The sequence below is a fragment of the Acinetobacter sp. UBA5984 genome (assembly GCF_002429925.1).
In the GTDB taxonomy this organism is placed as follows: Bacteria; Pseudomonadota; Gammaproteobacteria; order Pseudomonadales; family Moraxellaceae; genus Acinetobacter; species Acinetobacter variabilis.
The window spans coordinates 1-12,122 of record NZ_DJBE01000022.1 but is presented as its reverse complement, the minus strand read 5'-3'; the positions used below and the strand labels follow the sequence as shown (position 1 = coordinate 12,122).

Annotated in this window: 8 protein-coding genes and 6 pseudogenes; 10 read left to right on the top strand and 4 right to left on the bottom strand. The window is 40.9% G+C overall.

Annotated elements, in window-relative coordinates; all coding sequences use genetic code 11:
* Positions 1-107: 107 nt before the first annotated feature.
* The 4 genes and pseudogenes from B3J29_RS03630 (at position 108) to B3J29_RS03615 (ending at position 4,625) form a co-directional block, all read left to right on the top strand.
* On the top strand, positions 108-356 hold the full coding sequence (locus tag B3J29_RS03630) for a DUF2933 domain-containing protein (RefSeq protein WP_004695740.1): 249 nt from the start codon (positions 108-110) through the stop codon (positions 354-356).
* Between the two features lie 20 nt (positions 357-376).
* A pseudogene (locus B3J29_RS03625) lies at positions 377-1,027 on the top strand (methyltransferase family protein).
* 11 nt (positions 1,028-1,038) lie between these two features.
* Positions 1,039-3,344 (top strand): annotated as a pseudogene (locus B3J29_RS03620) (heavy metal translocating P-type ATPase).
* A pseudogene (locus tag B3J29_RS03615) lies at positions 3,341-4,625 on the top strand (MgtC/SapB family protein). The pseudogenes B3J29_RS03620 and B3J29_RS03615 overlap by 4 nt, the downstream one beginning before the upstream one ends.
* 38 nt (positions 4,626-4,663) lie before the next feature.
* Here B3J29_RS03615 and B3J29_RS03610 read toward each other — a convergent pair.
* Positions 4,664-6,064 carry a heavy metal sensor histidine kinase gene (locus tag B3J29_RS03610; RefSeq protein WP_034171651.1) on the bottom strand — a complete coding sequence of 467 codons (1,401 nt, stop codon included), beginning with the start codon at positions 6,062-6,064 and terminating at the stop codon, positions 4,664-4,666.
* Positions 6,057-6,737 carry a heavy metal response regulator transcription factor gene (locus tag B3J29_RS03605; protein WP_004663993.1) on the bottom strand — a complete coding sequence of 227 codons (681 nt, stop codon included), beginning with the start codon at positions 6,735-6,737 and terminating at the stop codon, positions 6,057-6,059. Before B3J29_RS03605 ends, B3J29_RS03610 begins: the two co-directional genes overlap by 8 nt.
* Before the next feature lie 148 nt (positions 6,738-6,885).
* Here B3J29_RS03605 and B3J29_RS03600 point away from each other — a divergent pair, with 148 nt between their 5' ends.
* The 4 genes and pseudogenes from B3J29_RS03600 to B3J29_RS03585 form a co-directional block, all read left to right on the top strand.
* A complete protein-coding gene (locus B3J29_RS03600) occupies positions 6,886-7,182 on the top strand; it encodes a hypothetical protein (protein WP_004760992.1) in 297 nt (98 codons plus the stop codon).
* An 89-nt stretch (positions 7,183-7,271) separates the two neighbouring features.
* Positions 7,272-9,035: a copper resistance system multicopper oxidase gene (locus B3J29_RS03595; protein WP_286964430.1), complete on the top strand. Its 1,764-nt coding sequence runs from the start codon at positions 7,272-7,274 to the stop codon at positions 9,033-9,035.
* Positions 9,002-9,604, top strand: a pseudogene (locus B3J29_RS03590) (copper resistance protein B); the annotation flags it as partial. The gene B3J29_RS03595 and the pseudogene B3J29_RS03590, both read left to right, overlap by 34 nt.
* Positions 9,605-9,627: 23 nt before the next feature.
* Positions 9,628-9,825, top strand: a pseudogene (locus tag B3J29_RS03585) (hypothetical protein); the annotation flags it as partial.
* Between the two features lie 16 nt (positions 9,826-9,841).
* Here the strand turns inward: B3J29_RS03585 and B3J29_RS03580 are convergent.
* A pseudogene (locus B3J29_RS03580) lies at positions 9,842-10,034 on the bottom strand (DDE-type integrase/transposase/recombinase); the annotation flags it as partial.
* A 6-nt stretch (positions 10,035-10,040) separates the two neighbouring features.
* On the opposite strand from B3J29_RS03580, the gene arsH reads away from it, so the two are divergent.
* Entirely contained in the window at positions 10,041-10,535 is a 495-nt protein-coding gene (gene arsH / locus B3J29_RS03575; protein WP_010117055.1) for an arsenical resistance protein ArsH, read from the top strand.
* Between the two features lie 243 nt (positions 10,536-10,778).
* Positions 10,779-11,483, top strand: a complete 705-nt coding sequence (locus B3J29_RS03570) for an IS6-like element IS1007 family transposase (protein WP_001067793.1) — start codon at positions 10,779-10,781, stop codon at positions 11,481-11,483.
* Positions 11,484-11,617: 134 nt separating this feature from the next.
* Here B3J29_RS03570 and B3J29_RS03565 read toward each other — a convergent pair whose 3' ends face one another.
* Positions 11,618-11,947, bottom strand: coding sequence for a four-helix bundle copper-binding protein (locus B3J29_RS03565; RefSeq protein WP_026055492.1), 330 nt, complete (start codon positions 11,945-11,947; stop codon positions 11,618-11,620).
* Positions 11,948-12,122: the final 175 nt, after the last annotated feature.

Sequence of the window (12,122 nt, the reverse complement as noted above, 5' to 3'; positions counted from 1 at the left end):
ATGATGGAAAAACGTATGGACATGATGCAATCCATGATGCAGATGATGATGGACTGTATGCCTCCGTCAGCAACTAAATAGTTACCCATGAATTAGGGGAAAGCACCATGAATCACCAACACCAAGAAAATAATTCAGTACCTAACTTCTGGTCTACACGTTATGCCATTGGTCTAATCGTGCTGGGTGGTATCGCAGCTTATTTTCTATTAACGGAACATTTAGCCCACGTTATCGGTGCTTTGCCTTATTTATTCCTTTTAGCGTGTCCACTGATGCATATTTTTATGCATGGTGGTCATGGGCATAACCACTCGCAGCAAAAAAAATCCGATATATCTGATAACAAAAAATAGCTCTTATCAGGAGATCCATCATGAATCATGCGGAATCGGCTTATGGTTTATGGACGCTGGTTATCATTAACTCAGCAGTTTTTATCATGTTCGCTTTCAGTTTTTTTAGACCTTCCACTGCGCGCGATTGGCGTACATTTGGGGTCTTTTCGGCTTTTATCATTGCTCTATTTGTCGAAATGTATGGTTTTCCTTTAACCATTTACCTGTTATCTGGTTGGCTTCAAACTCGCTTCCCTCAACTTGACTTACTTTCTCATAATGCAGGTCACTTGTGGTCAACGCTATTAGGTGAAAAAGGTGATCCACATTTTGGCATTTTGCATATCGCCAGTTACGTTTTCTTGGGCTATGGATTTTACCTGTTATCAACGTCATGGCACGTGCTGTACAACGAGCAACGTCAGCATTCTTTAGCGATCACAGGCCCTTATGCACGTATACGTCACCCATAATACGTGGCTTTTGTGATGATCTTGCTGGGTTTTTTATTGCAATGGCCAACTTTACTGACACTGATTATGTTTCCAATCCTACTCTTAATGTACAGCCGCTTGGCAATTAAGGAAGAGGCTGAAATGAGTAAACAGTTTGGCGCTGTCTATGACAGCTATGCTCAACAGACTCCGAGATTTATTCCAAAATTCGGCCATAAAACCACTTTACCATAAGAGAATTATTTATGTCAGATCAAAAAAATCATAACCAGGACCATATGGCACAGGCTACAACAGACGTACTGAAAGACCCAGTCTGTGGTATGACCGTCACTGAAGAATCGAAATACCATGAGGAATTTAAGGGGAAAACTTACTTTTTTTGCAGTGATAAATGTCAATCAAAGTTTCATAGCAGCCCGGTGCAATATATCGCTAAACCCGCAACGACGACTGCCGATGCACATACACAGCATCATCAGACTNNCAAGATCATCCTGGAAACTGTCCTAAATGCGGAATGACACTGGAGCCACTCATTCCTGAATTAGAGGAAGATGAGAATCCGGAGTTACGTGATTTCCGCCGACGCTTCTGGTGGACACTGCCATTGACCATCATCGTGACTTTTTTGGCGATGTTTGGTCATCAAATGAACCTGTTCAATATGGCGGTTCAGAGCTGGATTGAACTGGTGTTGTCACTCCCAATTGTACTTTGGGCAGGTTGGCCATTTTTTTCCCGGGGTTGGCAATCGGTTGTGAATCGCAGCCCGAACATGTGGACGCTGATTGGTTTGGGCACTGGAGCTGCATTTATTTATAGTGTGGTCGCAACCATTGCACCGCAAATCTTCCCAGACTCATTTATTTCCATGGGTCGTGTCGCTGTTTACTTTGAAGCTTCAGCGGTCATCATTTCATTGACCCTACTGGGACAAATATTGGAGTTAAAAGCACGTTCGCAAACTTCTGTTGCAATTAAGTCACTCCTTGGGCTCGCTCCTAAAACAGCTCGCCGAATCCTGCCTGATGGAACTGAAGAAGATGTTCCTCTAACGCATGTCCATGTAGGAGATTTACTCAGAATTCGCCCAGGTGAAAAAGTGCCTGTGGATGGTGTAATCACTGAAGGAAGTAGTTCAGTGGATGAATCGATGCTGACAGGTGAACCTTTACCTATCACTAAACGTATCGGCGATAAAGTCATTGGAGCTACCCTGAATACCAATGGTTCATTGATCATGCGTTCAGAGAAAATTGGTTCAAGTACCATGTTATCCCAGATCGTACAGATGGTGGCGCAAGCTCAACGATCGAGAGCACCAATGCAACGTATGGCTGATCAGGTAGCAGGTTGGTTCGTCATGGCTGTAGTGACCATTGCCTTGCTTACCTTCTTTGGATGGGGACTATTCGGCCCAGAAGAATCAAGCTGGGTTTATGCATTAATCAATGCTGTGGCAGTACTCATTATTGCCTGTCCTTGTGCACTAGGCTTGGCAACTCCAATGTCTATCATGGTTGCGACGGGTCAAGGTGCTACTCATGGTGTGCTGTTCCGTGATGCAGCAGCCATTGAGAATCTACGCAAGATTGACACACTAATCATCGATAAAACAGGTACGTTAACTGAAGGACGCCCTGTATTCGATCGTGTAGTTGCCGCATCAGATTTTGACGAATCTGAAGTATTACGTTTAGCCGCCAGTCTTGATCAAGGCAGTGAACACCCGCTAGCCGAAGCGATTGTAAACGCAGCACACGAACGTGGCCTGTCTCTTGAAACACCAGATAATTTTGAATCGGGCTCAGGGATTGGTGTTCGAGGTCAAGTGGGCGATCGTCAGTTAGCTTTGGGCAACACAGCACTGATGGAGCAATTGGGTATCTCGGTACAATCTCTGATTCCGCAAGCCGAAGAGCTGCGTTCGGAAGGTGCAAGTGTGATGCATCTAGCCATCAATGGTGAATTGGCCGGTCTGCTTGCAGTATCCGATCCCATCAAAAAAAATACCCCAGAAGCACTTGCCACCCTGAAGGAAGCGGGTCTACGTATCGTGATGGCAACAGGAGATGGTCTCACCACTGCCCGTTCAGTCGCAGCACGTCTAGGCATTGATGAGGTACATGGCGAAGTCAAACCCGCAGATAAACTAGAACTGGTCAGCAAATTGCAGAAGGAAGGTCGCATCGTGGCTATGGCTGGTGATGGCATCAATGATGCACCAGCCTTGGCTAAAGCTGATGTCGGTATCGCTATGGGAACCGGGACTGATGTTGCAATGAATAGTGCCCAAGTTACGCTGGTCAAGGGAGATTTACGAGGGATTGCTGTTGCCCGTTCACTTTCGGAAGCTACTGTCGGCAACATGAAACAGAACCTCATGTTTGCTTTCCTTTACAATGCTTTGGGTATCCCTATCGCGGCTGGCGTACTATATCCATTTACCGGTTGGTTGTTGTCACCGATGATTGCCGCCTTGGCTATGAGTTTGAGTTCAGCTTCAGTCATCACCAATGCCCTTCGCCTGCGAAATAAAAAGTTATGATAGAGAGTTCCTTTCTTCCACCAGATGTATCAGGGCTGGTTGCAGCACTCGCCATCGGCCTGCTCATTGGTTTAGAACGAGGATGGCAGGATCGAGAACTGCCAGAAGGCAGCCGAGTAGCAGGTCTACGTACCTTCACATTGACAGGATTGCTCGGAGGAATGCTCGGTCATTTACAACCAAACTTCGGAGCTTGGCCGCTAGTTGCGGCCGTATTAGGGCTTTCCTTATTACTAACAGTGTCCTATGCTCGTACCGCAAAAATTTCCGGTAATTTAAGTGCTACCACAATTATTGCGATGCTGTTGACATTAGTTTTAGGTGCATATGCATCCCATGGCAATGTTACTTTAGCATTAACCGCGGCTGTAATCGTCGCTGTATTTTTGGATCTCAAGCCAACCTTACACGGTTGGCTACGCTTGATAGAGCATCGTGAATTAACCGCATCCCTGCAGTTGCTGGTACTTTCTGTCGTTATATTACCCTACTTACCCAATACGGGTCTGGGACCTTTTGCTGCATTAAATCCTTACCAGTTATGGTGGGCAGTGATCCTGATTGCCGGACTCTCTCTGGCAGGTCATTTTGCCATGCGGCTTACCGGTTCAGAAAGAGGCATATTCTGGACAGGTCTATTGGGTGGTTTGGCATCGTCTACAGCTGCAACTGTCGCACTGGCACGCTATACACGCCAGCACCCCGTCATGGTCAGTGCTGCTATTTCTGGAACATTGGCTGCCTGTGGCATCATGTTTTTTCGTATGGTTGTGCTGATAGGCGTCATTGAGCCAGCATTGCTAAGCACTTTTGGTGGTGCAATGATGATTGCGGGAATCCTTCTGCTGGGTATGGCATTGTGGAGACAACGCCAAATTACCAGCGCTGAAAACAACGATCGAACAATAGAAGCAATGGCTCCTTTTGATCTTGGGACAGCATTCAGCTTCGCTGCTTTCCTGGCTGTCATGGCAGTCTTGGTCCCGGCAGCAAAACAATGGTTGGGCACCAGCGGCATCTTCGTATTATCGACTATTTCTGGGCTAGCAGACGTAGATGCTATTTTAGTCTCACTTGCCCGCCTGCATAGTACTGAAGGCTTAACAACAAATGTGGCTGCTGTCGCGCTAGGGCTAGCCACACTGAGCAACATGTTAAGCAAAGCGACAATTGCATGGATGACAGGGGGGGGCACAGTTTGGCCGAGCTATCATATTTGGCTACACAATTGCCATGATAGGTGCTGGCGTAGCTCTGGCTCTCAGTTTGAGCTTTATGTAAGGTCAACTCGGGTAAATGGAAGATGTTCAAAAAATGAGTTAAAATGATTCCCCTTGCATGGATTCACTTTGAAAAACAATGGTAAAAATGATTCGACCATTGAGGGATTCAGCCTGGATGGTCGCCCCAAGCATATCAAGAATAGATTTTGTTATCGCGAGCCCTAAGCCGGTTCCTTCTTCTGTTCTTTGTCTAGATGCATCTGTTCGATAAAATCGATCAAATAACCTGGATAGTTGTTCAGGAGAGATTTCAGGGCCTTCATTTTCAATTGAAAATATTGTGTTATCTAAATTCTGTTGAAGTTTTATGCGTATTGTAGAATTCTTATTTCCATATTTAACTGCATTAGATAATAGATTGCTGAGTGCTCGACGTAACATAGCAGGATCACCTTTGACATTTCCAGATCCTGTTTGTTGAAGCGTCATATTTTTTTCGGCAGCTAGCGCATCATAGAAATCAAATAAGGCTGTAACTTCTTTAACCAGGTCAATATTCTGTAAGTTCTGTAATTTTAGGCCATGTTCTGCTTTTGCCAAGAAAAGCATATTGGATACCATTCGAGCCAAACGTTCTAATTCTTCTAAATTAGAAAATAGTATTTCTTGATAAGTACCAATATCTCGGTTACGGGCAAGACATACTTGAGTTTGAGTCATTAAGTTATTAATCGGTGTTCTAATTTCATGCGCTAAATCAGATGAAAAATCGGAAAGCCTTTCTAAAGCTGATTCTAGTCTGTCGAGCATATCATTGAAGGCAATTGCTAATGATTTTAGTTCTGTTGGTGTGTGCTCAACTTCTAAACGTTCTGAAAGATGTTGGGCAGAAATGCCTTCTGCGACCTTAGCCATTTTTTGCACGGGTCTTAAACCTCTCCAGGTTGCAAACCAGCCTAAAAACATTAAACAAATCGTACCGGCTAAACCAATGTAAAAAAGTTGACGCTTAAAATCATTTAAAAAATGTAGATGTTCAGATGTATCGATCCCCACAATAATGCGTACAGATTGTATCTCAGTATTTTTGTTTATATCCGTGTTGTAGATCATGCCACGATAAGTCTTATCCTGAATTTTCCATTTAATCCATGAATTATTTGCTGACTTGGTTAAGTGTTGAGTATTAATTGTTGAAGGTGCTGAACTAAATAAAACTTTACCTGTCGGTCGTTCTATTTGAACCATAAGATCATGGTGTCCAACTAAAGCGTCTCTCAAATAAAGATTAAGTTCTGGAGAGTTTTTAGGATTCTGTTGGATAAGATTCTGAATCAGCTGGATTTTACCTTCTAATTGGGTACGGTCTTGAGTCTCAAAATGATGCATTACTAATTTATTTATGAACAAACCCATAATAATTAGAATGAAAATAGTAGATAATGAGAAAATGATACCGATCCGGAAACTGATCGCTCTGAATAAATTATTATTCATCCTCTACCTCTAGTACATACCCCATTCCTCGAATATTCTGAATTAATTTGGGAGTAAAGTTACTGTCAACTTTACTTCTTAATCGTTTAATAGCGACTTCAACGACATTCGTATCACTATCAAAGTTCATATCCCAAATTTGAGATGCAATAAGTGCTCTTGGTAGAATTTCACCTCTTCTACGCATAAAAAGCTCCATAAGCGCGAATTCTTTAGCCGTTAAATCAATGCGTTGACCTGCTCGTGTTACCCGACGTTTTCTCAAATCAAGTTCTAAATCAGCAATCTTAATAATATTATTATCTTCTCTTTGTTGCCCTCGTCTAAGGAGCGTTTTTATTCGAGCTAGAAGCTCTGCAAAAGCAAAAGGCTTAACTAAATAATCATCAGCGCCTAGCTCTAATCCTTTTACTCGATCTTCGATTTGATCTCGGGCGGTAAGAAAAAGAATGGGCATTGTTTTACCGCTGCTACGAATATCATTGATAATATTCCAACCATTTAGTCCAGGTAACATCACGTCTAAAATAATTAAGTCATACTCTTCAGAAAGAGCTTGATGTTTACCCGTTAACCCATCTGTAACCCAGTCCGTAATATAGCCAGCTTCGGATAAACCTTGCTTGAGATAATCACCAGTTTTTTGTTCATCTTCAACTAATAGTATTCTCATTTCCGAATCCTAAGTCATTCATTAAAACTATAATAACGTTATAAAACATCTGATCGAGATAGATTACAAAAATGTCATTTTCAAGTCACTTAGATGTTCAGTGCTTCACTTTATTGTAGTAGCAAGAAATTAACTTTTAGAGAAACTTATGAAAACTGTAGTGCGTCGTAGTCTAACAATTTTAATGTGTGCTGGAACTTTAATTGCTGGTACTCAATCTTGGGCAAAAGATGTATCAACCTCAAGTGCCACTAAAACGGTAAAAGCACAGAAACCTTGTACAAAACCTTGTAAAATGGAAAAAGATGACAAGACTCAGCAAGATCATAGTCAACATCAGTCTCCTAACTCATCTGACATGTCAAAAATGGATCATTCTATGATGAATATGGACCATTCTAAAATGGATCATTCAAAGATGAATATGCCTGGTAGCAATAAATAATTTTATAAATAGCGAGAAAGAAGTATTAAAGTTTATACTAAATATTTGCTTTATTACTTCAATCTTGACCTTTCTAAAGGTGAGATAGAATGTCAAAAAAGTTAAGTCATGTACTCTTAATTGGAGTTGGTTTATTTTCATCAACTTGGGTAATGGCGGCAGTTAAAGAATATGATTTAACAATCGCTGAACAAACTGTAAATATCACAGGAAAACCGCTAAAGAGAATTACCGTTAATGGTAAATTCGTTGCACCACTTCTTGAATTTGAAGAAGGTGATGAGGCCGTTATCCGTGTTCACAATAAGTTAAAAAATCAGGACTCTTCAATCCATTGGCATGGCTTATTATTACCTGGAATTATGGATGGTGTACCTGGATTTAACAAATTTAATGGCATTGCCCCTAATAAAACTTATGAATATAAGTTTAAAGTCCGCCAAAATGGTACTTATTGGTATCATTCACATAGTAAAGGACAAGAACAAGACGGTTTATATGGTGCTTTTGTTATTTATCCTAAAGATAAAACTCCACTAACAGCTGCTGAAAAAACCGATAAAGATTACGTTGTTTTGCTTTCTGATTTTCATAATTCGACAAGTGATCAAATTATGAAAAATATTAAAAAAGAAGCAGACTACTATCAGAACCGCCGCGAAACAGTATTCGATGTATTAAAACAAGTTAAACGTGATGGATTGAAGGCAACTTGGCAAGACCGCTCTATGTGGAATCAGATGCGGATGTTGAAAACAGATATGTCTGATGTCACAGGCTATACATTTTTAATGAATGGCAAAACGCCTCAGCAAAACTGGACCGGTAATTTTAAAGCTGGAGAAAAAGTTCGCCTTCGATTTATTAATGCTTCTGCAATGTCATTTTTTGATGTACGCATTCCAAACCTAAAAATGACTGTAGTCAGTGCCGATGGTCAACCTGTAAAACCTGTTCCTGTAGATGAGTTCCGTATAGGTACTGCTGAAACTTATGATGTCATTGTTGAACCGAAACAAGCCCATTATCAAATCGAAGCTGAATCTATTGACCGTACTGGATTTTCGGTTGGAACCTTACATGATGAAAATACCTCACCTGTAAAACAAATTGAGATGCCTAAGCCTCGTCCTCGTTCTTTATTGACTATGGAAGATATGGGAATGGATCATGACATGTCTTCTATGAAAGGTATGGATCATGATATGTCTTCTATGAAAGGTATGGATCATGATATGCCGATGAATAGCGCTACTGTTAAGGCGGCTTCAGACAAGAATGATAATACCGTATTTGGATGGGCAAATGCTTCAACACCTGAAGGTAATAAAGCATTGCAATATAGTGATTTGCAATCGTTAGATCCTCAAAAAGACACTCGTGCAGCTGAACGTGAAATAGAGATCCGTCTTGGTGGAAACATGGAGCGTTATATTTGGACAATAAATGGTAAAAAATTTAATGAAGCCGACCCACTAGTGGTGAAGTATGGTGAACGTATTCGCTTAAAATTTGTCAATGACAGTATGATGGCTCACCCAATGCACTTACATGGCATGTTTATGCAGCTTGAGAATGGTCAGGATCCAAGCAATATGCCAAACAAACATACGGTAATTGTTCCACCTGGGAAAACGATAACCACTCTACTCACAGCTGATGAGTTAGGTGAGTGGGCTATTCATTGTCACCTGCTTTACCATATGAGTGCAGGAATGATGAATAAACTCATTGTAGCTCAAGTGGAAGATGGTAATTCTACAAAGACTGTTCCTCAGTCCCAAGTAAATGAGAAGGGAGTAAATCCACATGCANNNNATGGATGGTTGATGAAGACGGTAAGGGCAACCTAGGAACAAAGTTTGAAACTTTAATTGGAACAGATGAAAATCGTCTATTTATTGAAGCCAATTCGGAAAAGTCAGAAAGTAATGATCCAAAATATGCTGTATCAGCACTTTATAGCCGTAACGTAGCCCCATTTTGGGATGTACAAGCTGGGGTAAGATATAGTGAAAATAAAAATAATAGCAGCAGCGATCGAGTGGATGGGGTTATTGGTATATTAGGTCTAGCTCCTTATTTCTTTGAAACACAAGCATATCTTTATGGCGGTGAGAATAATTTTTGGGGAGCAAGTTTTGAATTAGAACGTGATTTGCTTTTAACTCAGAAACTTATTACTCAACCTTATATCGAAGCAGATGTAATATTTAGCGATGATTCTAACTATGCTGCAAAATCAGGTTTATCAGAACTAAAAACTGGTATCAAAACCCGATATGAGATTACTAAGCGAATTAAACCTTTCATTGATGTTGCTTACCAATATGAAAAAGGACAGAAAGCCACTTCTATGCAAGAGGCAACAGAGTCTGAAAAGGGATGGAAATATGGTGCAGGCATCGAATTAGTTTTTTAAAATAGTATGATTTGGATTCATGAATGGTAGCTTCGGCTACTATTCATGAATTATTACTATTTATTTTCGAATCTGTAAAACTAAAAAAGCTTAATTTTTGGTCTATTTTTATGCAGTGGTTAAAAACATGCTTATCGCTGTTTTTATCGTTTGCTATTCTTTTAGTAGGATCGGCTGCTACTACTTCGTCTGTACATCATCGGTGTTTAATGCCATCTGAATAGATGCATGTGGCATAGCCGTCTTCATCGATTTGAATCCTAAAGTGGCCCTAATGATCCGCTTTAGCTTGCCATGATTACATTCGATCACGTTATTTTTATACTTAACCTGCCTGTGCTCAAGATCTGGTGGACATTTTCTTTCCCATTTTAACCGTGACAAAGCACCTCCATATGTGTGCTTTATCTGTATCTATCACTTGTGGGGCCTTCCTTTGCCAGAAGATGCGGATACTGAGCATCCAAAAGTAAAAGAACTGCATGAGCTTCTTGCATGGTCTGAAGGTATGGTCTGGTGTTCACCTGAACGTCATGGTTCTATGAGTTCCATTTTTAAATCACAAATAGACTGGATTCCACTTGCAGGAGGAGCAATCCGTGCTACCCAAGGTAAAACCCTTGCCTTGATGCAAGTCAGTGGTGGATCACAGTCATTTAACAGCCTGAACCAGATGCGTATTTTGGGGCGGTGGATGCGGATGATCACCATTCCAAATCAGTCTTCAATTCCGAAAGCTTTCTTGGAATTTGAAGAAGATGGACGAATGAAGCCTTCAGCTTTCTATGACCGGATTGTGGATGTCATGGAAGAGTTATTTAAGTTCACTCTACTGACTCGTGGTCAAAGCAAATACCTGACTGATCGTTATTCTGAACGCAAGGAATCGGCTGAAGAGTTGTCCAAGCGTGTAAATCAGCGCAGTTTATAAATGCTGGATGGTATTAAATACTGCGCCTCATTGCCAGGTCAGTAACACTTTTATGCTGTACCGATGAAGTGCTGTTAAAGGTACAATGAATATTGTAAAAACCCAGTCTTCATGATTGGGTTTTTACATTAAAGAAGTCAGAGATAAATAAGGAAAAGGTGAAGGCTTTGAACCAGAAACGGCACTGTTGCAAATAGGCTGACATGATAAGCTAAATATCTTATTTATTTCGAGATACAGCAGATGAATCCCTTCCACGGTCGGCACTTTCAAGGTGAAATCATTCTTTGGGCTGTTCGTTGGTATTGTAAATATGGCATCAGCTATCGTGAACTTCAGGAAATGCTCGCTGAACGTGGAGTGAATGTTGATCACACCACAATTTATCGCTGGGTTCAGCGTTATGCTCCAGAAATGGAAAAACGTTTACGTTGGTATTGGCGTAATCCTACAGATCGACATTTATGGCATCTGGATGAAACTTACGTAAAAGTGAATGGCAAATGGGCATATCTATACCGTGCAGTTGACCAACGTGGCCATACTCTTGATTTCTATCTTTCTGCTAGACGAAATACCCATTCAGCTTATTGTTTTCTTGGTAAAATTTTGAATCATGTCAAAAAATGGCAGATTCCACGAGTCATAAACACTGATAAGGCTCATACCTATGGCCGTGCTTTGTCGCGACTAAAACAGGAAGGAAAGTGTCCTGAAGACCTGGACCATCGACAGATTAAATACAAGAATAACGTGATTGAATGTGATCATGGCAAGCTCAAACGGATCATCAAGGCTACGTTGGGATTCAAGTCTATGAAAACGGCTTATGCCACAATTAAAGGAATTGAGGTTATGCGTGCTCTACGCAAAGGACAAGCTTCATTATTTTATAACGGTAATATTCTAGGAGAAGTTTGGCTAGTAAATAGAGTTTTCGGTCTCTAAGCTTTTTTGAAGGGAAAATCATCGACTCAGATCCCTATTTGCAACAGTGCCGTTGTTAGTGGTTTGACCCACTAACAACTAACACGTTGGCTATTCATTGAGTAAATCCTAAACTCAACTAATTCTTTTATTTATCAGACAACCATTTTTCGACATTCGACGGCACATTCACGGCAAGCATCAGCACATTGCTGGCAGTGTTGATGCTCATGTTGGCTACATTCATCTGCACAGTATTCACAAGCCTTGGCACAAAGCTCACAAATTTCTTTCATAAAAGGAGATTCATTTTGCTGCATACGAGCACAGAGCTGACAAATATCTGCACAATCTAGACAACGCTGAATACATTCTCGCATCATCTCCAGATTTTCTTCTTTTAGACAGGCATTTGCACAACTGGCACAGGTAAGGTAACAGCTCATACATGCCTTTGCGCAATCTGAAAATTGGATATCGTTCATCATACTTACCTAAAGTCACTTGATTTAGGAATAAGCTAATCAAAAAAAAAGATATACACTAGGACGATTAGGTAAGGGAAAGTAAAATAGTCATAGATTTTGTTAAATGGTTTTAGATGCTGGCTTTGAGTGATTTAGCTGCTCATGTATTCAGGCACTGTTGCAAATAGGCTGA

Coding starts and splice junctions, on each gene's coding strand:
- B3J29_RS03605 (WP_004663993.1), bottom strand. CDS start 6,737: ATGAGAATACTATTAGTTGAAGATGAACAAAAAACTGGTGATTATCTC.
- B3J29_RS03565 (WP_026055492.1), bottom strand. CDS start 11,947: ATGAACGATATCCAATTTTCAGATTGCGCAAAGGCATGTATGAGCTGT.
- B3J29_RS03630 (WP_004695740.1), top strand. CDS start 108: ATGAATCACCAACACCAAGAAAATAATTCAGTACCTAACTTCTGGTCT.
- B3J29_RS03570 (WP_001067793.1), top strand. CDS start 10,779: ATGAATCCCTTCCACGGTCGGCACTTTCAAGGTGAAATCATTCTTTGG.
- B3J29_RS03610 (WP_034171651.1), bottom strand. CDS start 6,064: ATGAATAATAATTTATTCAGAGCGATCAGTTTCCGGATCGGTATCATT.
- B3J29_RS03600 (WP_004760992.1), top strand. CDS start 6,886: ATGAAAACTGTAGTGCGTCGTAGTCTAACAATTTTAATGTGTGCTGGA.